Below are 18,594 nucleotides of genomic sequence, written 5' to 3'. Positions count from 1 at the left end.
GGGAGGGGAGCGCGGGTCGCGGCCCGCGACGGTGGGGCGCGGCTCCGCCGCGCGGTGCCTCAGACCGCGGCCGGCACGGTCTCCTCGTCGTCCGTCGTGGGTGACGCCGCCGTCCGCTCCCGGACCTCGCGGCGGACCAGCACCACCCAGCCGACCGGTACGGCCACCGCGAACAGCCACCACTGGACGGCGTAGGCGTAGTTCAGTGCCGCGTTCTCGTTGCCGGGGCTGCCGAGCGGCTGCGGGGTGCCGCTCTTCGGTTCGGGAGCCGTCAGCGCCACGTAGCCGCCGAGCACCCGGGCGCCGAGCCGCTCGGCCTCCAGCTCGCTGTTGATCAGCATGATCTGCCGGTCGGGGAGGCCCTCGAGGTTCTTGATGCCGCTCGCCTCGGTCGTCTCGTCGGGCATGAGCCGGCCCCGGATCGTGATCTCGCCGCGCGGCGGCGGGGGGACCTCGGGGAACGCGGTCTGGCTCGGGCCGTCCGCGGGGATCCAGCCCCGGTTGACGAGCAGCACCCGGCCGCTGTCGAGGACGAAGGGGGTGAGCACGTGGAAGCCGACCTCGTCGTCGGCGTTGGTGCGGCGGCGGACGACGACCTCGTCATCCGTGTCGAAGTGCCCCTCGGCGGTCACGGTGCGGTACCGCTCGGTGCGCGTCACGGCGTGCCCGGGGGACGCCAGCCGCTCCACGGGGACCGGCTGGGCGGCCAGCGCGTCGGCGACCAGCTGGTTCCGCGCGGCGCGCTCGTCGTGGCGGTCCATCTGCCAGGTGCCCAGCCAGATCATCGTGGGGATGAGGAGCAGGCCGGCCAGGGTGATGGCCACCCATTGGCGGGACAACAGGAAGCGGTACACCCCACGACCGTACAACCTCGGCCGCGGGGTGCTTTCAGGTGGGTACGTCCTTTCACACCCGGTCGACGATCCCCGCCCTTCCCTCCGCGCGGGCGCAGTGGGCGCCGCAGTACCAGTGACCGTCGGCCTCGACGCCCTGGCCGATGATCTGCACCCGGCAGTGCTCGCAGATCGGGGCCATGCGGTGGATCGCACAGGAGAAGCAGTCGAAGACGTGTACCGCGCCCTGCGCGTGCACCTCGAAGGTCATTCCGTAGCTGTTGCCGCAGACTTCGCATGTCGCCATGGGGCACAGGGTGGGCCGCCGGCCCGGCGCGGGGCGAGCGGGCGGCAGGCGAGTCGCCCGTCAATCACCCGTCCGCAGGGTCGGCCGCGTACTCCGCTCAGCCCTGCGACGCGGGTTCGACGTCCCCGAGCAGCTGCCCGAACGCCGCCTCGTCGACCACCGGGGTGCCGTACTGCCGGGCCTTGACCACCTTGGACGTGCCCGAGTCCGGGTCGTTGGTGACCAGGAGGCTGGTCAGCCGGGACAGACTGGTGGCGACGTGCAGCCCGGCCTCGGTCGCGCGGTCCTCCAGCAGGTCCCGCTCGGTCGAGGTGTCCCCGGAGAACGCCACCCGCATGCCCTGCTTGAGCCGCTTGCCCGGTTCGTACCGGCCCGGGTTCGGGTGGGGGCAGGCGGGCCGCTTGCGCGACGGGCGCCAACTGGCGGGCCGGTATCCGCCGGGGCCCGCCTGCTGCCCGATGCGGGGCCGGTCCGTCCACTCGGTCAGCGGCAGGCACTCGTGCAGCGGCAGCCGTACGCCGCCCGCCGCCGCGGCCCGCAGGCTGGGCCGGAACGCCTCCGCGAGCACCCGCGCGTCGTCCAGCGCGTGGTGCGCCTGCCGCTGTACGACGCCGAAGTGCGCGGCGAGGGACTCCAGTTTGTGGTTGGGCAGCGGAAGTCCCAGTTCCTTGGAGAGGGCGATGGTGCACAGCCGCTGCTTCACCGGTGCCTCGCCACGCGTGCGGGCGTACTCCCGGGCGATCATCTGCCAGTCGAAGACGGCGTTGTGCGCGACCAGCACCCGGCCCTCCAGCCGGGAGGCGAACTCCGCGGCGATGTCCTGGAAGAGGGGCGCCCCCTCGAGCGCCTCGCTCGTCAGGCCGTGGATCCACACCGGGCCCGGGTCCCGCTCCGGGTTGACCGTCGTGTACCAGTGGTCCTCGACCTCGCCGCGCGCGTCCAGCCGGTAGACGGCCGCGGAGATGATGCGGTCGTCCCGGGCCAGCCCCGTGGTCTCCACGTCAACGACCGCGTATCCCTGCGGATACGCGGCCGGCCACACGGTGGGGGAGAGGGCTGCGGCGGTGAGGTCTTCGAGCATGGTTCACGAGGATACGGGCCCCCACCGACACTGCGGCCCGTCAGGTGCCCTGTGCGGGCCGCCCGTTCGAATACCGGACATCTCCGGACGGTCCCCGGGAAAACGGATGCTCCGCCGGGAGCGCGGTCACCAGCGGATCGGCACCGGAAGCGCCGTCAGCAGTCCCGACACCGCGACCACCAGGGCGAGCGCGTACACCTCCGCCCGTGCGGGGGAACTCGCGCTGAGCGGGTCGGCCGCGCGGGCCAGCCGGATCCGCGCCCACAGCGCCAGGGCGGCGACACCGGCCATGAGGATCACCTTGGCGAGCAGCACCCGCCCGTACGCGGTGTCCGTCAACTGCTCGAGGACGGTCTCCGGCGGCATCCGGCGCAGCGAACTGCCCACCCCGGTCGCGGTGAGGGCGGCGAGCAGGAGGGCCGCCCACCGGGCGTAGCACCCCAGCAGCGCGGCGCCCGCCACGTCCTGCTTCCAGAGCCTCATGGTGCGCAGCGCGTACACCAGGCCGCCCACCCAGAGCGACGCGCAGGTCAGATGGACCAGGGTCAGCCCGGAGCCGGCCAGCGGGCTGTACTCGGTCGCCGGGTGCGCGCGCAGCGCCTCCGCGACGATGATCGCGGCAAGGGGCCACACCTGTGAGCCGGGACGGGCGGAGGCGGCGCACAGGGCCGCCGCGAGGAAGCCGTTGACCTCCAGGAGGGCGAGCTTCCCGTCCCGGGAGGCGTACAGCCCGCCGACGTCGATGTCGGCGGGGCCGGCGGGGATCAGGTTGCCGGTGGCCACGACGGAGGCGAGAGCGAGGGCGGCCGCCAGGCCGACGCAGTTCGCCGCGGTGGACCAGCCGCGGGGCAGCGCGGGCGGAGCGCCGGGTACGGAACGGGCCAGCCGGGCCACGAACAGCTCGCCGACGGGTATCGCCAGCGCGGCGAACAGCACCGTGCGCAGCAGGGCGATGCCGCCGGTGCCGGGAGCCTCGTCCTCCCCGGTGCCGTGCAGCGCCGGGGACGGGCCGAGGAGCGGTATCAGCGCGCCCAGCGCCACCAGCACGATGACGGCGGCGGCCCGACCGGCACCGGGGCGCCGCACGCCCCTGTGTGCACCGGTCACCCCGGACCTGGGTTTCATCACAGTCACCCCAGGATCTTCACAAGATCACAAGGGCAGGGCAAGTGGCGGGCGGAATGCGCACATTGTCCCTCCCTCTGCGTGCACACCCTTCTCCCCGGCCCCACGCCCCGCTCCGTCTCGACCCGTACACCTCGGCGGACCGGAGCGCGTGCCGACTTCACCGGTCCTCCCGGCCTGCCGCCGTCCGCACCCCCTGTCCGTCCGCGCGTACGCTCGGACGGCCGGGGCACGCGCCCGCGGACCCGCGTCCGTGTCGGCTTCGCCGGCCCGCCCGCACAGGAGCCTCCGTGGCTCGGCAGCCCAGGTGCCGTTTTCCGTCGCGGACTCCGCGCCGGTTCTCCGCATGCCGGCCCGAGGCCCCCGCACGTCGCCCGCGTGCGCGCCGGACGCGCCTCGCCCATGGGTTCACGTGGTCCGGCGGTCGGGCTCGACGCGCCCCGTGAGGTTCCCAGTCGTCCGGTGACCGGGTCCAGTCGCGTGGACCGGGAGTGCCCTGCCCGTCGCCCGGGTGGTCCGGCGGTCAGGCCCAGCGTGCCGGGTCGGATCCCCAACTGCCCGGTGGGCGGGCCCAGTCGCGCGGGCCGTCGGCGAACGTCACCGGGGGCAGGACGTAGCGCCGTCTGCCCAAGGGACTGTCCGTCTCCGCCAGCCACGGACCGGGCGGGACGTCAACGGCCTCCGGCGCCTCCGCGCGTCCCGTCCCACCCTCCAGCAGCCACGCCGCCGTCCGCGCCAGGGCCACCTGGACGAGCCTGCTCCCGCCCTCGTCCGTCTGGGCGGCGAGCGCCCGCAGCACCCCGGCCGCCAGCAGGTAGCCCGAGCCGTGGTCGAGCGCCTGAGCCGGCAGCGCGCCCGGCCGTCCCCCCGTCCCCTCGACCGCGGCGATCCCCGTGGCCACCTGCACCAGGCTGTCGAAACCACGCCGGCCGTCCCACGGTCCGTACGCACCCCACGCCGACAGCTGTGCCACCACCACCCCCGGCCGCCGCCGGGCCAGCGCCCGGGGGGTCAGCCCGAACCGGTCCAGGGCGCCCGGCCGGTATCCGGTGACCACCACGTCCGCCGTCGCGAGCAACTCCTCGAAGGTGTCCCGGTCCGCCTCCAGGTCCAGCCGCGCCGACCGCTTCCCGAAGCCGGTGTCGGCGTGCTGGTCGGGCAGTTCGGGCAGCCAGGGGGCGTCCACGCGCAGCACGTCCGCGCCGAGCAGGGCGAGCGTGCGGGTGGCGACCGGGCCCGCGATGACCCGGGTGAGGTCCAGCACCCGCACCCCGGCGGCGGGCAGCAGCGGATCCCGGCCCACCCGCGCCGGCACCCGTACGGGAGACGCGTCCAGTCGCGCGAGCTCCACCAGGGGGCGGGACCGCAGCGCCGCGGCCTGCCCGTGTGCCGCCCACTCCCCGGGCGTGCGCAGCGCGACGGCCAGACCCCCCGCCGCGTACACCGTCTCCTCGACCTCCGACGCGGAGCGCTCCGCGAGCACCGCCGCCAGCGCCTCGGGGGCCGGGGCCGGGTCCCGCGGAAGACCCAGCGCGGTGAGCAGCCGGGCCCGGTGATGGGGGTAGTTGGCGTGCGTGCGCACCCACCCGTCGGCCGTCCGCCAGAACCGCGACAGCGGAGCGAAGCTCTCCGGGGCGCGCCCGCCGACCAGCAGGTGCCGTTCGCTGACGAACGCCGTAGCCACCGCCCCGTCGTCCACCCGTACCTGCGGCACCCCGGCACCGCCCGCGCGCCGGGCCCCGAGCTCGGCGGCGGCCAGTGCGCACGCGCCCACACAGGCGCGCGCCGCTTCCCGTACGGGCAGACGCGCGGGCAGCACCCCCGGCCGGTCGACGGCCGACACACGGGAGAGGAGGGCGGGATCGCCGCCCAGGGCGGACCAGACGGTCGCGATGTCAGTCATGACGGCACTGTGCAGCATCGCCACCGACGACACGACGGCGCCCCCTGGACGGCGGAGGGGCCGGGCGCACCCGCCCGGCCCCTCGCTCACACCTCCCGCGGGACTACCGCGTCACCGCGTCCAGCGCGTCGGCCATGCCCCAGCCGTAGAAACCGTTGCGGTTCTTCGGGCCCTCGCACACCGCGTCGACCTTGCCGTCGCCGTTGATGTCGTACGGGTCCGTGCACGCCGTGGCGTCGGCCTGCGCGTACAGCAGGGCCTTCACCATCGCCGGCGGGGCGTACGGGTGCGTCGACTTGATCAGCGCGGCGACACCCGCGACGTGCGGGGACGCCATCGACGTACCCGCCATGTAACCCCACTTCCCGCCGGGCAGCGTGCCCAGGATGAGGCCGCTGGTGGCGGGCGGGGCCGGCGTCTGATAGGCGGTCGAGTCGCCGCCGGGCGCGGCGATGTCGATGACACCCCGGCCGTAGTTGGAGAACGACGACTTCAGACCCTTGGCGCCGGTCGACGACACCGTCACGACACCCGGCAGCTGCGTCGGGATGTCGAGGCACTCGGAGGGGTCGATCACCCGCTCCGAGGGGGTGCCGTCGTTCGGCGAGACCGGGTCGGTGATCTCGTCGGCCGCGAGGTCGTAGTTCTCGTTGCCGGCCGCCGCGACGTTGACCGCGCCCTTGCGCTCCGCGTACCGCGTGGCCCGGGTGACGGCCTCGAGGAGCGCCTTCTGGTCCGGGTCGTCCGCGCAGTTGAAGTACCAGGGGTCGGTGTAATAGCTGTTGTTGGTGACGTCGACCCCGTGCTCGGCCGCCCACATGAAGCCGCACACCACGGCCTCGGTGTAGAAGTAGCCGTCCGGGTTGGACACCTTGATGCCGGAGACCTTCACGCCGGGCGCCACACCGGTCATGCCGACGCCGTTCTTGGCGGCGGCGATCTCACCGGCGACGTGCGTGCCGTGCGGGCTCTCCTGAGCACCCGGCCGCCAGGCGCCCTCGGTCGTGTCCGGCTTGCCCGTCACGCAGTTGACCGACGCGGCCCGGTCGAAGTTCGGCGCGATGTCCGGGTGGGTGTCGTCCACACCGGTGTCGATGACCGCGACGGTGACCTTCGGGCTGCCCAGGGACTTCTCGTGCGCCTGGTCCGCCTTGATGGCGGGCAGGTCCCACTGCAGCCCCTGGAGCGGGTCCTGCCCGGCCGCGGCCTCCGCCTGCGCCTCGGCCACCTCGGAGGCGCTGAGCACCTTCGGGGTGACCGTGTCGTGGGTGGCCGCCGACGGCAGCGGCGCGTTGCGGGTGGCACCGGCCGACTCCACGCCGCGCACCGACCGGATCGTCTTCGCGAAGTCGGCGTTCGAGGAGTGGACGACGATGACACCGATCTTGTCGTACGACGCCACGATCGTGCCGCCGGCCCGGGCGATCGCCTTCTTCACGTGCGCCGGCGCGCCGTTCTGGCCCCGGACGTTGACCACGTAGCTGAGCGAGGCCGCGCCGGCGTCGGTGGCGGCCGCGGCCGGCCGGTCCTCCGCCGGGGCGGCGGTGGCCGCCGTGCCGGGCAGGATCGCGAGCGCGGTCGCCATGACCATTCCGGCCGGGACGACGAGCGCGCGACGGTGGCGCGGGTGGGACGCTGTCATGAAGTCTCCACTTCGTTCACTGGTGCGGGCGGACGAGACGCGCGGCGGCGCGCGCTCACTTGACGGCGCGCAGCGCGTCGACGATGCCGAAGCCGTAGAAACCGTTGACCCGGTCGCCGCCCTCGCACGTCGCGTCCTGCGTGCCGTCACCGTCCTGGTCGTACGTCTCCGGGCAGCCCGGGTTGTTCGCCTGGGCCTTCAGCAGCGCCTGCAGCGCGGCCGGAGAGGCCCACGGGTGCTTGGACTTCAGCAGCGCGGCGACACCGGCGGCGTGCGGCGCGGCCATCGACGTGCCCTGGAGGAAGGCGTACTGGCCGTTCGGCATGGTGGACAGGATGCGGCCGTCCTTCGACGGCGTGTCCGGCAGCTGGTAACGACGGTCGCCGCCCGGCGCGGCGACGTCCACGACACGGTGGCCGTACGTGGAGTAGTACGACTTGAGGTTCTGCACGCCCGTCGCGCTGACCGTGACCACGCCCGGCAGCTGCGTCGGCAGGTCGTAGCACTCGCTCGGGTCGATGGTGCGCTCGACCGGCGTGGTGTCGTTCGGGCTCGACGCGTCGTCGATGGCGTCCGAGGCCAGGTCGTGGTTGGAGTTGCCGGCCGACGCGAGGTGCAGGGTGCCCTTCTTCTGCGCGTACAGCTGGGCCCGGTTGACCGCGTCGACGATCGCCCGCTGGTCCGGGTCGTCCATGCAGTTGTACAGCCACGGGTCCACGTAGTAGCTGTTGTTGGTGATCTCCACACCGTGGTCGGCGGCGAACACGAACGCGCAGACGACGTTCTCCGGGTAGAACAGGCCGCTGTCGGGGTCGCTGACCTTGATGCCGGCCACCTTCACGCCGGGCGCGACACCGGCGACGCCTATGCCGTTGCGGGCCGCGGCGATCTCACCGGCCACGTGCGTGCCGTGGTAGTCGTCGGCCGTGTACGGCCGCCAGGCGCCCTCGCTGGTGTCCGCCTTGCCGCCCACGCAGTTGGCCGACTGGGAGGCGGAGAAGTTCGGCGCCAGGTCCGGGTGGGTGTCGTCGACGCCGGTGTCGATCACGGCGACGGTCACCTTGCTGCTGCCGGGGTTGATCTTCGCCGCCTTGTCGGCGCCGATCGCCCGCAGGTCCCACTGGTCGGCCTCGAGCGGCTCGCTGCCGGGGGTCTCGGCGGAGGCGGCCGTCGTCCGGGCGGCCTCGGCGGCGCTCACGTAGTCGGCGGCGCCGACGTCCGTCGTCCCGGCGGGGGCCAGCGGCGCGGTACGGGTGGCACCGGCCGACTGCACGCCGCGCGCCGTGCGGATCTCCTTGCCGAAGTCCGGGTTCGCCGAGTGGACGACGATCACACCGATCTTCTCGTACGTGACCACGACGGTCCCGCCGGCAGCGGCGATCGCGCGCTTCACCGAGGCGATCGTGTGGCGGTCCGCCTTGGTGTTGACGACATACGCCAGGGCGGGCGCGTCCGTCGCCTGCTCGGCCGACACCGCCTGCGGGGCCGCCGAGGCCGCCGCCGGCAGGAAGCCGAGCGAGGCGGTCAGCGACAGCACGACGGGCACGGCGAGGGCGAGCCGGCGTCTGGAACGCAGATGAGCCATGGGATCTCCACAACATCCGGAAACGAAACCAGCCCGAGACACGGGTGGTGATCGGGCAGGTACATGACGGGGGTGGTGCAGGGTGAAGTTATCCCGCGCGCTCGCTGGCCAGCAATCATTTGCGGGAAACGGCTTCGCAAAACGGCCGGGGAAAAGAAGCGCCGGCAGTTGAACCGCCCCTCGCGTGGCGCCGTGCCCTTGGGCAGGAAGCGCGAGGACACTCGCCTTCCGTCCCCGCCCGAACAACCGCACCGCGAGGAGACTCCGTGGCCGCCGAAGCACCGCCCCCCTCGACAGAACAACACAAACTCCCCACACCCGAGGAGTTCACCGAGGTGCAGGAGAGCGCTGAGTTCGGTGAACTGCGCCGCTCCCACCGCTCCTTCGCTTTCCCGCTGACCATCGCCTTCATCGTCTGGTACCTGCTCTACGTGCTGCTCTCCAACTACGCGGGCGGCTTCATGGGCACCAAGCTGTTCGGCAACATCAACGTCGCCTTCGTCTTCGGCGTACTGCAGTTCGTCACCACCTTCCTCATCGCGTGGTGGTACTCCCGGCACGCCGCGGCCAAGCTCGACCCCAAGGCCGAGGCCATCAAGACCCGTATGGAGGGCGGCGCATGAGCCCCGCGATCACCCATGTCACCCTCGCCGCGAACGAGGCGAGCGAGCACCGCGCGCTGATCATCACCCTGTTCGCGCTGTTCGTCCTGGCGACCCTCGGCATCACCGTCTGGGCGGGCCGGCAGACCAAGGACGCCGCCGACTTCTACGCGGGCGGACGGCAGTTCAGCGCCTTCCAGAACGGACTCGCGGTCTCCGGCGACTACATGTCGGCCGCGTCCTTCCTCGGCATCGCCGGCGCCATCGCCCTCTTCGGCTACGACGGCTTCCTGTACTCCATCGGCTTCCTGGTCGCCTGGCTGGTCGCGCTCCTCCTGGTCGCCGAACCGCTGCGCAACTCCGGCCGCTACACGATGGGCGACGTCCTCGCCTACCGCATGCGCCAGCGCCCGGTGCGCACCGCCGCCGGCACCTCCACCATCGTCGTGTCGATCTTCTACCTGCTGGCCCAGATGGCCGGCGCGGGCGTCCTCGTCTCCCTGCTGCTCGGCATCACCTCCGACGCGGGCAAGATCCTCATCGTCGCCCTCGTCGGCGTCCTGATGATCGTGTACGTCTCCATCGGCGGCATGAAGGGCACCACCTGGGTCCAGATGGTCAAGGCCGTGCTGCTCATCGGCGGCACGCTCCTCATCACCTTCCTGGTGCTGCTGAAGTTCAACTTCAACATCTCCGACCTGCTGGGCAGCGCCGCCGAGAACAGCGGCAAGGGCGACGCCTTCCTCGAGCCCGGCCTCCAGTACGGCGCCGACGGCACCACCAAGCTGGACTTCATCTCCCTCGGCATCGCCCTGGTGCTCGGCACCGCCGGTCTGCCGCACATCCTGATCCGCTTCTACACGGTGCCCAACGCCAAGGCCGCCCGGAAGTCCGTGAACTGGGCCATCGGCATCATCGGCGGTTTCTACCTGATGACCATCGCCCTCGGCTTCGGTGCCGCCGCGCTGATCTCCCAGGAGGAGATCATCGCCTCCAACCCGTCCGGCAACACCGCGGCGCCGCTGCTCGCCCTGCACCTGGGCGGCATCGACTCGGCCTGGGGCGCGATCCTGCTCGCCACGATCTCGGCGGTCGCCTTCGCGACGATCCTCGCCGTGGTCGCCGGACTCACCCTCGCCTCGTCGTCCTCCTTCGCGCACGACATCTACGCCAACGTCATCCGCAAGGGGCAGGCGACCGAGAAGGAGGAGATGCGGGCGGCCCGCTGGGCGACCGTCCTCATCGGCGTCGTCTCCATCGCGCTCGGTGCCCTCGCCCGCGACCTGAACGTGGCCGGTCTGGTCGCCCTGGCCTTCGCGGTCGCCGCGTCCGCCAACCTGCCGACCATCCTCTACAGCCTGTTCTGGAAGCGGTTCACCACCCAGGGCGCCCTGTGGTCGATCTACGGCGGTCTCATCGTCGCCGTCGGCCTGGTGCTGTTCTCGCCCGTGGTCTCCGGCGACCCCAAGGCGATGTTCCCGGACGTCGACTTCGCCTGGTTCCCGCTGAAGAACCCCGGCATCATCTCCATCCCGTTCGGCTTCCTGATGGGCTGGCTCGGCACCGTCCTGTCCAAGGAGGAGCCGGACGCCAAGAAATACGCGGAGCTGGAGGTCCGGTCCCTCACCGGCACCGGCGCCCACTGAGATCCACCCCTCGCGCGGCGGCCGCGCCGTGGACCCCGAAGGTCCCACGGCGCGGCCGCCGCGCGTTTCGTCGCACCGGGTCGCTGTGGGTTGTCGGCGGTGTCACGTAGGCTCGCAGGTATCGGGACGGTAGTAACACGCGTCTAGGGAGGGGGCCACATGCTCATCGACACCTACGGCCGGGTGGCCACCGACCTGAGGGTCTCGCTGACCGACCGGTGCAACCTGCGCTGCACCTACTGCATGCCCGAGGAGGGCCTGCAGTGGCTGGCCAAGCCAGACCTGCTCACCGACGAGGAGATCGTCCGCCTCATCGACGTCGCCGTCACCGCCCTCGGCATCGAGGAGGTCCGCTTCACCGGCGGTGAGCCCCTGCTCCGGCCCGGACTGGTCGGCATCGTCGAGCGCGTCGCCGCCCTGGAACCCCGCCCGCAGATGTCCCTCACCACCAACGGCATCGGGCTGCGGCGCACCGCGACGGCCCTGAAGGCGGCGGGCCTGGACCGGGTCAACGTCTCCCTCGACACCCTCCGCCCCGACGTGTTCAAGACCCTCACCCGCCGAGACCGCCACAGGGACGTCCTCGACGGCCTGCACGCGGCCCGCGAGGCCGGCCTGACCCCCGTGAAGGTCAACTCGGTCCTGATGCCGGGGCTCAACGACGACGAGGCCCCCGACCTCCTCGCCTGGGCCGTGGAACACGACTACGAGCTGCGCTTCATCGAGCAGATGCCCCTGGACGCCCAGCACGGCTGGAAGCGCGACGGCATGATCACCGCCGGTGACATCCTCGCCTCGCTGCGCACCCGCTTCGAGCTGACCCCGGAGGGCGAGCAGGCCCGCGGCTCGGCACCGGCCGAGCGCTGGCTGGTCGACGGGGGCCCGCACCGCGTCGGCGTCATCGCCTCCGTCACCCGCCCCTTCTGCGCCGCCTGCGACCGCACCCGCCTCACCGCCGACGGCCAGGTGCGCACCTGCCTCTTCGCGACCGAGGAGACCGACCTGCGGGCCGCCCTGCGCTCCGGCGCCGGCGACGAGGAGATCGCCCGCATCTGGAAGCGTGCCATGTGGGGCAAGAAGGCCGGCGCGGGCCTGGACGACCCGTCCTTCGTCCAGCCGGACCGGCCGATGTCCGCGATCGGGGGCTGAGGGTCCTTCGTGGAGGGGTCCGCCTCAGACCCCCCGCGCCTCCCACTCCTCGAACCGGACGACGTCCTTGAGGAACCCCCGGACCCCGAGGAACTGCGACAGATGCTCCCGGTGCTCCTCGCAGGCGAGCCACGTCTTCCGCCGCTCGGGGGTGTGCACCTTGGGGTTGTTCCAGGCGAGCACCCACACGGCGGCGGCGCGGCAGCTCTTCGCGGAACAGATCGGCGTCTCGGGATCAGGGACCATCACACGCCGACCCTAACCCGGACGGAAAAGGCGACGCCGAGCAGCCACGGGGGGAGCTGCCCGGCGTCGGTCCGTCGCTCCGACGGGGGATGCGGAGCGCGTACGAAGTATGTCACGGGTCACCCCGCCCCCGGCACCGGAAGCACATGATTGATCTGAGGTTTTCTTGAGCTTGGCGGGGAAGTGTCTTCCGCTCGCCGTCCTGCCCCGTCACGCCAGGATCTTCACGACCGCTCGGGCCGCTCCGTTCGTGCGCCCGGCACCGGCCCTGACGCCACATCTTCCGCATCGGGTTCCGCCGCACCGTCATTCGTCCGCGACGGCGTGATCATCGGCTTCATCGGCGTCGTCACGAAGGTCGACGGCAGGGACGGCGCATTCTCGCGCCCGGCGTTGGCGATCACCACCGCCACGTACGGCAGGACCGCGCCGAGCACCAGCGCCACGATCGCGACATGCCGCTCCACGTTCCACAGCGTCGCCGCGAGGATGACCGAGATCGTACGGACCACCATCGAGATCACGTACCGGCGCTGGCGGGCGCGCACATCCTCCTGCAGACCCGTCCGCGCGCCGGTGATCCGGAACACCTCGACGCCGCCGCCACGCTGCTTCCGCATCACATTCCACCATCCGCCCGCAGGGGACTCTCCCCGTCCTGACCGTCCCGTGCCCCGGTCGGGGAACGCAGGCCCGGACAGGTCCACGGTACGCCGCCCCCGCCCGGGTCACGAGCCCGGGTCGGGGTCCCCGCCCGGACCGCACGGCCTGCGCCGTAGCACGTACGGCCCGCCCGACATGCGGCGTACCGCCTCTCCGCCGACACTGGTCGCAGTGCTCGCGTCAAGCCGTACGAGGAGGCAGCCATGGGCTGGTTGTGGGCGATCATCGTGGGATTCGTGCTGGGTCTGATCGCCAAGGTGCTGATCCCCGGCAAGCAGCACATCCCGCTGTGGCTGGCCACCATCTGCGGCATGGTCGGCGCCATCGCCGGCAACGCCCTGGCACGGGGCTTCGGTGTGGAGGCGACGAGCGGCATCGACTGGAGCCGGCACATCTTCCAGCTGATCGCGGCGATCGTGATCGTCTTCTTCGTGGACATGCTGTACACCACGATGAAGCGCAACAAGGAGCGGAGCGAACGGGCCTGACCCGCCGCCGTACGACGGCGAGGGGCGGCCCCCGGCGCACGCCGGGAACCGCCCCTCGCGAGCCCTGGGCTCAGCCGGCCGTGACCTCCACCGCCGCCAGGTTCTTCTTGCCCCGGCGCAGCACCAGCCAGCGCCCGTGCAGCAGGTCCTCCGCGGCGGGGACGGCGTCCTCGGCGGTCACCTTCACGTTGTTCACGTAGGCACCGCCCTCCTTCACCGTGCGCCGCGCGGCGGACTTGCTCGCCACCAGACCCACCTCGGCGAACAGGTCGACCACCGCCGAGAGCTCGGCCACCTTGACGTGCGGCACCTCGGAGAGCGCCGCCGCCAGCGTGCGGTCGTCCAGCTCACCCAGCTCGCCCTGCCCGAACAGGGCCTTCGACGCGGCGATCACGGCGGCCGTCTGGTCGGCGCCGTGCACCAGCGTCGTCAGCTCCTCCGCCAGCGCGCGCTGGGCGGCACGGGCCTGCGGACGCTCCGCCGTCTGCCGCTCCAGCTCCTCCAGCTCCGCACGGGACCGGAAGGACAGGATCCGCATGTAGCCGGAGATATCCCGGTCGTCCGTGTTCAGCCAGAACTGGTAGAACGCGTACGGCGTCGTCATCTCCGGGTCGAGCCAGACGGCGCCACCCTCGGTCTTGCCGAACTTGGTGCCGTCCGCCTTGGTCATCAGCGGTGTCGCGTAGGCGTGGGCCGCTGCGTCCGGCTCCAGCCGGTGCAGCAGGTCCAGGCCCGCCGTGAGGTTGCCCCACTGGTCGCTGCCGCCCTGCTGCATGGTGCAGCCGTAGCGCCGGTACAGCTGGAGGAAGTCCATCGCCTGCAGCAGCTGGTAGCTGAACTCCGTGTAGCTGATGCCCTCGGAGGACTCCAGACGCCGGGCGACCGAGTCCTTCGTCAGCATCTTGTTGACGCGGAAGTGCTTGCCGATGTCCCGCAGGAACTCGATCGCGGAGAGGTTCTGCGTCCAGTCGAGATTGTTGACCATCGTGGCCGCGTTCTCGCCCTCGAAGGTCAGGAAGGGCTCGATCTGGCCACGCAGTCGCTCGACCCAGCCCGCGACGGTCTCCGGCGGGTTCAGCGTGCGCTCCGCGGTCGGGCGCGGGTCACCGATCTGGCCCGTGGCCCCGCCGACCAGCGCCAGCGGCCGGTGACCGGCCTGCTGGAGCCGGCGCAGCGTGAGGACCTGCACCAGATGCCCCACGTGCAGCGACGGAGCCGTCGGGTCGAAGCCGCAATAGAACGTGACGGGACCGTCCGCGAGCGCCTTGCGCAAAGCGTCCTCGTCGGTGGACTGGGCGAACAGCCCGCGCCACTTCAGCTCGTCGACGATGTCCGTCACGTCTCTCGTGTCTCCTCGGTGGTCCACGGCCGGTCGGGTGACGGCCGCATGCGAATGCCTACGAGGTTATACGCCCTGGCTGACAGAGCTCATATTGAAATCGGGCACGCGCAGCGCCGGCATCGCGGCCCTGGTGAACCAGTCGCTCCACTCCCTGGGCAGCGTCTTCTCCGTACGGCCCGCCTCCGCCGCCCGGCCGAGCAGGTCCACCGGCGACTCGTTGAACCGGAAGTTGTTGACCTCACCGGTCACCTCGCCGTTCTCCACGAGGTACACCCCGTCCCGGGTCAGGCCCGTGAGCAGCAGCGTCGCCGGATCCACCTCGCGGATGTACCACAGGCAGGTGAGCAGCAGACCGCGCTCGGTGGTCGCGACCATCTCCTTGAGCGAGCGGTCCCCGCCCCCGTCCAGGATCAGGTTGTCGATCGCGGGCGCGGTCGGCAGTCCGGTCAGGGACGCGCCGTGCCTGCTGGTCGTCAGCCGGTTCAGCTCGCCCTGCCGCACCCACTCGGTCGCCGTCAGCGGCAGCCCGTTGTCGAACACGGACTGGTCGCCGCCCGAGGAGTGCGCGATCACGAACGGGGCCGACTCCAGACCCGGCTCGTCCGGGTCGCTGCGCAGGGTCAGCGGAAGCTCGGTCAGCCGCTCGCCGACCCGGGTGCCGCCGCCCGGCTTGGAGAACACCGTGCGCCCCTCGGCCGCGTCCCGCCCCGAGGCCGACCACAGCTGGTAGATCAGCAGATCGGCCACCGCGGACGGCGGCAGCAGCGTCTCGTACCGGCCCGCCGGCAGCTGAAGCCGCCGCTCGGCCCAGCCCAGCCGCACGGCCAGCTCGGCGTCGAGCACCGTCGGGTCGACGTCCTTGAAGTCCCGCGTGGAACGCCCCGCCCACGCCGACCGCGTGCGGTCCGGCGACTTGGCGTTCACTTCCAGCGTGCCGTTGGGCTGGTCGTGCCGCAGCCGCAGCCCCGCCGACGTGCCCACGTAACTGGAGACCAGCTCGTGGTTGGCGAAGCCGTACAGCTCCCGGCCGCCGGCCCGCGCGCGGGCGAACGCCTCGCCCAGCGCCGGGGCGAAGTCGGCGAACACCGCGGAGGAGGTCTCCGCGGGCGGCTCGGTGAACTCGGGGGAGGGGGCCACCCCCGCGACCAGCGGCTGCGCGTCCTCGGCCGGACCCGCGCCCCGCGCGGCGGCCTCGGCGGCCCGCACCAGGGGCTCCAGCTCGTCGACGGTGACCGCCGACCGGGACACCACCCCGGAGGCCGTGCCCTGCGCGCCGTCGACCGTGGCGATCACGGTGAGCGTCCGCCCGCGCGTCACACCGTTCGTGGTGAGCGCGTTGCCCGCCCAGCGCAGATTGGCGGTCGACTCCTCGTCGGCGATCACGACACAGCCGTCGGCCCGGGACAGTTCGAGCGCGCGCTCGACGATCTCGTGCGGCTTGGTGGTTCGCGCGCTCATCGACCGGCCTCCTGCGTGGTGTTCAGAATGTTGACTCCCTTGAACAGGGCGGACGGGCAGCCGTGCGAGACCGCCGCGACCTGCCCCGGCTGGGCCTTGCCGCAGTTGAAGGCACCGCCCAGGACGTACGTCCCCGGGCCGCCGACCGCCGCCATGGAGCCCCAGAAGTCCGTCGTCGTGGCCTGGTAGGCGACGTCCCGCAGCTGCCCCGCCAGCCGCCCGTTCTCGATCCGGTAGAAGCGCTGACCGGTGAACTGGAAGTTGTAGCGCTGCATGTCGATCGACCACGACCGGTCACCGACCACGTAGATGCCCCGGTCCACGCCCCCGATCAGGTCCTCCGTCGACATCCCCGCCGGATCCGGCCGCAGCGACACGTTCGCCATGCGCTGCACCGGCACATGACCGGCGGAGTCCGCGAACGCGCACCCGTTGGACCGCTCGAACCCGGTCAGCTTCGCGATCCGCCGGTCCAGCTGGTAGCCGACCAGCGTGCCGTCCTTCACCAGGTCCCAGGACTGCGCCTCGACACCCTCGTCGTCGTAGCCGACGGTCGCCAGGCCGTGCTCGGCGGTGCGGTCACCGGTGACGTTCATCAGTTCGGAGCCGTACTTCAGCTTCCCCAGCTGGTCGAAGGTGGCGAACGAGGTGCCCGCGTACGCCGCCTCGTAGCCGAGCGCACGGTCCAGCTCGGTGGCGTGCCCGATCGACTCGTGGATGGTCAGCCACAGGTTGGAGGGGTCCACCACCAGGTCGTACAGCCCCGCCTCGACGCTCGGCGCCCGCATCTTCTCGGCGAGCAGCTCCGGGATCCGCGCCAGCTCGTCGTCCCAGTCCCAGCCCGTGCCCGTCAGGTACTCCCAGCCGCGGCCGACGGGCGGCGCGATCGTGCGCATCGAGTCGAACTCACCGCTGGAGTCGTCGACGGACACGGCCGTGAGGACCGGGTGCAGCCGCACCCGCTGCTGCGTCGTCACGGTCCCGGCGGTGTCGGCGTAGAACTTGTTCTCGTGCACGGTCAGCAGCGAGGCGTCGACGTGGTCCACCCCGCTCGCCGCCAGCAGCCGCGCGCTCCACTCGGCCAGCAGCCCGGCCTTCTCCCCGTCGGGCACGGTGAACGGATCGATCTCGTACGACGACACCCACGTCTTCTCCGCGTGCACCGGCTCCTCGGCCAGCTCGACCCTCTCGTCGGACCCGGCCGCCCGGATCACCTGCGCGGACAGCTTCGCCATCGCCACCGCCTGCGAGGCGACCTTCGCGGCGGCGTCCAGGGTCAGATCCACCCCGGACGCGAACCCCCACGTCCCGCCGTGCACCACGCGCACCGCGTACCCGAGGTCGGTGGTGTCGGACGACCCGGCGGGCTTGGCGTCCCTCAGCCGCCAGGACGCGCTGCGCACCCGCTCCAGGCGGAAGTCCGCGTGCTCCGCCCCCAGCGCCCGCGCACGGGCGAGGGCGGCATCGGCGAGGGCGCGCAGGGGGAGTGCCAGAAATGACTGATCGATGTCATGGGGCACGGGTAGGGGATCCCTTCGGGGCTTGCCTGTAGTGGCCATCGTCAGGCAGTGAACCATGTCTCACGCGTCGGGCTCCCCTGAAATGCCCGGACCGCAGGAGCGGGGAAGGGGTGGGGCAGAAGGACGTACGGCGAGGGCGGGCAGAGGTAGGGATCGCGGGCGCGGACCGGCGGGCGGGTACGGGAACCGTTCCCCCGCTGTAGCTGCTTTGTAGGTACCTCAGGGATATGTACCCACAACCTGCCTGCAGTGAGGGGACACGGTATGAGCACCATCTCCGTCCGCGAGTTCTCGTACAACCCCAGCGCGGTCTTCGCCCGGGTCGAGAAGGGTGAGGCGATCGAGGTCACCCGGCACGGGAACGTGATCGCGATACTGTCACCGGCCGGCAGTCCCATGGAGCGGTACGCGCACCTGGTGGCGCAGGGGAAGATCAAGCTGAAGCCGGTCACCGCCGCCGAGCGCCACAGCATGCCGCACTACGAGGTGCCGGATGACGTCGATCCCGTGGCGCTCCTGCTGGCCGAGCGTGAAGAGGACGACCGTTGATCTACATGGACACGTCCGCGCTGGTCATCTGGATGACCCGGCGCAGTCACTGGGGCGCGCTGGACGTTTTCCTCCGGGAACGGGCCAGGGAACCGCTCGCCACCAGCACGCTCGGCTTCGTGGAAACCGTACGGAACCTGGACCTGATGGGGCACTTCCCCAAGGTCATGGAGGACCTGGACGCCCGGATCACCGAAATCCTCCTCACCCGGGAGGTCCGTGACGCGGCGGCTCTGCTGGTCGGGCGCCTGAGGACGTCGGACGCGATCCACGTGGCCAGCGCCGTGTCCCTGCGGGACGACCTGACCGCCGTGGTGACCTACGACCGCAGGATGCTGGAGACCGCGCGCGCCGAAGGGCTCCCGGCCCACGCGCCCGGTATGCCGGACTGCCGCGGGGACTGAACTGTAGGAACCCGACAGGAGGCCGCGAGCGCCACTGTCGGTGCCCCAATG

The 18,594-nt window shown here is 71.9% G+C and carries 18 protein-coding genes; 6 read left to right on the top strand and 12 right to left on the bottom strand.

Annotated features, from left to right (window positions below; translation table 11 throughout):
• Positions 1-59 precede the first annotated feature (59 nt).
• From ACZ6A9_RS04555 to ACZ6A9_RS04525, 7 genes are all read right to left on the bottom strand, one after another.
• A complete protein-coding gene (locus tag ACZ6A9_RS04555) occupies positions 60-854 on the bottom strand; it encodes an SURF1 family cytochrome oxidase biogenesis protein (RefSeq protein ID WP_468978224.1) in 795 nt (264 codons plus the stop codon).
• A 52-nt stretch (positions 855-906) separates the two neighbouring features.
• The gene (locus ACZ6A9_RS04550) at positions 907-1,140 is read right to left on the bottom strand and encodes a hypothetical protein (RefSeq protein WP_145825068.1); all 234 of its coding nucleotides are present in this window, start codon (positions 1,138-1,140) and stop codon (positions 907-909) included.
• A gap of 97 nt (positions 1,141-1,237) precedes the next feature.
• Complete coding sequence (locus ACZ6A9_RS04545; protein ID WP_468978217.1) at positions 1,238-2,221, bottom strand: DEDDh family exonuclease; 984 nt, start codon at positions 2,219-2,221, stop codon at positions 1,238-1,240.
• A 126-nt stretch (positions 2,222-2,347) separates the two neighbouring features.
• Positions 2,348-3,346: a CopD family protein gene (locus ACZ6A9_RS04540; protein ID WP_468978211.1), complete on the bottom strand. Its 999-nt coding sequence runs from the start codon at positions 3,344-3,346 to the stop codon at positions 2,348-2,350.
• Between the two features lie 523 nt (positions 3,347-3,869).
• Positions 3,870-5,249: a CoA transferase gene (locus ACZ6A9_RS04535; protein WP_468978207.1), complete on the bottom strand. Its 1,380-nt coding sequence runs from the start codon at positions 5,247-5,249 to the stop codon at positions 3,870-3,872.
• Positions 5,250-5,352: 103 nt separating this feature from the next.
• The gene (locus tag ACZ6A9_RS04530; RefSeq protein WP_468978200.1) at positions 5,353-6,891 is read right to left on the bottom strand and encodes a S8 family peptidase; all 1,539 of its coding nucleotides are present in this window, start codon (positions 6,889-6,891) and stop codon (positions 5,353-5,355) included.
• 55 nt (positions 6,892-6,946) lie between these two features.
• Positions 6,947-8,476 (bottom strand): S8 family serine peptidase, encoded by a 1,530-nt coding sequence (locus ACZ6A9_RS04525; protein ID WP_468978193.1) that lies wholly within the window; start codon positions 8,474-8,476, stop codon positions 6,947-6,949.
• A 266-nt stretch (positions 8,477-8,742) separates the two neighbouring features.
• Between ACZ6A9_RS04525 and ACZ6A9_RS04520 the strand changes: the two genes are divergently transcribed.
• From ACZ6A9_RS04520 to moaA, 3 genes are all read left to right on the top strand, one after another.
• The gene (locus tag ACZ6A9_RS04520) at positions 8,743-9,099 is read left to right on the top strand and encodes a DUF485 domain-containing protein (protein WP_468978189.1); all 357 of its coding nucleotides are present in this window, start codon (positions 8,743-8,745) and stop codon (positions 9,097-9,099) included.
• On the top strand, positions 9,096-10,724 hold the full coding sequence (locus ACZ6A9_RS04515) for a solute symporter family protein (RefSeq protein ID WP_468978183.1): 1,629 nt from the start codon (positions 9,096-9,098) through the stop codon (positions 10,722-10,724). The genes ACZ6A9_RS04520 and ACZ6A9_RS04515 overlap by 4 nt, the downstream gene beginning before the upstream one ends.
• Before the next feature lie 159 nt (positions 10,725-10,883).
• The gene (gene moaA / locus ACZ6A9_RS04510) at positions 10,884-11,873 is read left to right on the top strand and encodes a GTP 3',8-cyclase MoaA (RefSeq protein WP_468978180.1); all 990 of its coding nucleotides are present in this window, start codon (positions 10,884-10,886) and stop codon (positions 11,871-11,873) included.
• Positions 11,874-11,897: 24 nt separating this feature from the next.
• On the opposite strand, the gene ACZ6A9_RS04505 is transcribed toward moaA, so the two are convergent.
• Complete coding sequence (locus tag ACZ6A9_RS04505; protein ID WP_190096022.1) at positions 11,898-12,119, bottom strand: hypothetical protein; 222 nt, start codon at positions 12,117-12,119, stop codon at positions 11,898-11,900.
• 224 nt (positions 12,120-12,343) lie between these two features.
• On the bottom strand, positions 12,344-12,739 hold the full coding sequence (locus tag ACZ6A9_RS04500; RefSeq protein WP_468978177.1) for a DUF3099 domain-containing protein: 396 nt from the start codon (positions 12,737-12,739) through the stop codon (positions 12,344-12,346).
• 246 nt (positions 12,740-12,985) lie between these two features.
• Between ACZ6A9_RS04500 and ACZ6A9_RS04495 the strand changes: the two genes are divergently transcribed.
• Positions 12,986-13,270: a GlsB/YeaQ/YmgE family stress response membrane protein gene (locus ACZ6A9_RS04495; RefSeq protein WP_468978171.1), complete on the top strand. Its 285-nt coding sequence runs from the start codon at positions 12,986-12,988 to the stop codon at positions 13,268-13,270.
• Positions 13,271-13,340: 70 nt separating this feature from the next.
• On the opposite strand, the gene tyrS is transcribed toward ACZ6A9_RS04495, so the two are convergent.
• The 3 genes from tyrS to ACZ6A9_RS04480 all read right to left on the bottom strand — a co-directional run bounded on the left by tyrS (position 13,341) and on the right by ACZ6A9_RS04480 (position 17,590).
• Positions 13,341-14,609 carry a tyrosine--tRNA ligase gene (gene tyrS / locus ACZ6A9_RS04490; protein WP_468978165.1) on the bottom strand — a complete coding sequence of 423 codons (1,269 nt, stop codon included), beginning with the start codon at positions 14,607-14,609 and terminating at the stop codon, positions 13,341-13,343.
• A 66-nt stretch (positions 14,610-14,675) separates the two neighbouring features.
• On the bottom strand, positions 14,676-16,070 hold the full coding sequence (locus tag ACZ6A9_RS04485) for a metallopeptidase TldD-related protein (RefSeq protein WP_468978159.1): 1,395 nt from the start codon (positions 16,068-16,070) through the stop codon (positions 14,676-14,678).
• Positions 16,067-17,590 (bottom strand): TldD/PmbA family protein, encoded by a 1,524-nt coding sequence (locus tag ACZ6A9_RS04480; protein ID WP_468978153.1) that lies wholly within the window; start codon positions 17,588-17,590, stop codon positions 16,067-16,069. Before ACZ6A9_RS04480 ends, ACZ6A9_RS04485 begins: the two co-directional genes overlap by 4 nt.
• A gap of 264 nt (positions 17,591-17,854) precedes the next feature.
• Between ACZ6A9_RS04480 and ACZ6A9_RS04475 the strand changes: the two genes are divergently transcribed.
• Positions 17,855-18,139 carry a type II toxin-antitoxin system Phd/YefM family antitoxin gene (locus ACZ6A9_RS04475; protein ID WP_386522671.1) on the top strand — a complete coding sequence of 95 codons (285 nt, stop codon included), beginning with the start codon at positions 17,855-17,857 and terminating at the stop codon, positions 18,137-18,139.
• Positions 18,140-18,144: 5 nt separating this feature from the next.
• On the top strand, positions 18,145-18,543 hold the full coding sequence (locus ACZ6A9_RS04470) for a PIN domain-containing protein (protein WP_468978143.1): 399 nt from the start codon (positions 18,145-18,147) through the stop codon (positions 18,541-18,543).
• The last annotated feature ends 51 nt before the right edge of the window (positions 18,544-18,594 follow it).

Source organism: Streptomyces sp. NPDC041124, assembly GCF_055592385.1.
This window is presented reverse-complemented; position numbering and strand designations above follow the sequence as displayed.

Excerpts from the sequence above, each read along its gene's own strand:
- ACZ6A9_RS04545 (WP_468978217.1), bottom strand. The coding sequence starts at position 2,221 with ATGCTCGAAGACCTCACCGCCGCAGCCCTCTCCCCCACCGTGTGGCCG.
- ACZ6A9_RS04470 (WP_468978143.1), top strand. The coding sequence starts at position 18,145 with ATGGACACGTCCGCGCTGGTCATCTGGATGACCCGGCGCAGTCACTGG.
- ACZ6A9_RS04535 (WP_468978207.1), bottom strand. The coding sequence starts at position 5,249 with ATGACTGACATCGCGACCGTCTGGTCCGCCCTGGGCGGCGATCCCGCC.
- moaA (WP_468978180.1), top strand. The coding sequence starts at position 10,884 with ATGCTCATCGACACCTACGGCCGGGTGGCCACCGACCTGAGGGTCTCG.
- ACZ6A9_RS04525 (WP_468978193.1), bottom strand. The coding sequence starts at position 8,476 with ATGGCTCATCTGCGTTCCAGACGCCGGCTCGCCCTCGCCGTGCCCGTC.
- ACZ6A9_RS04475 (WP_386522671.1), top strand. The coding sequence starts at position 17,855 with ATGAGCACCATCTCCGTCCGCGAGTTCTCGTACAACCCCAGCGCGGTC.
- ACZ6A9_RS04505 (WP_190096022.1), bottom strand. The coding sequence starts at position 12,119 with ATGGTCCCTGATCCCGAGACGCCGATCTGTTCCGCGAAGAGCTGCCGC.
- ACZ6A9_RS04540 (WP_468978211.1), bottom strand. The coding sequence starts at position 3,346 with ATGAAACCCAGGTCCGGGGTGACCGGTGCACACAGGGGCGTGCGGCGC.
- ACZ6A9_RS04500 (WP_468978177.1), bottom strand. The coding sequence starts at position 12,739 with ATGCGGAAGCAGCGTGGCGGCGGCGTCGAGGTGTTCCGGATCACCGGC.
- ACZ6A9_RS04515 (WP_468978183.1), top strand. The coding sequence starts at position 9,096 with ATGAGCCCCGCGATCACCCATGTCACCCTCGCCGCGAACGAGGCGAGC.
- ACZ6A9_RS04550 (WP_145825068.1), bottom strand. The coding sequence starts at position 1,140 with ATGGCGACATGCGAAGTCTGCGGCAACAGCTACGGAATGACCTTCGAG.
- ACZ6A9_RS04485 (WP_468978159.1), bottom strand. The coding sequence starts at position 16,070 with ATGAGCGCGCGAACCACCAAGCCGCACGAGATCGTCGAGCGCGCGCTC.
- ACZ6A9_RS04495 (WP_468978171.1), top strand. The coding sequence starts at position 12,986 with ATGGGCTGGTTGTGGGCGATCATCGTGGGATTCGTGCTGGGTCTGATC.
- ACZ6A9_RS04530 (WP_468978200.1), bottom strand. The coding sequence starts at position 6,891 with ATGACAGCGTCCCACCCGCGCCACCGTCGCGCGCTCGTCGTCCCGGCC.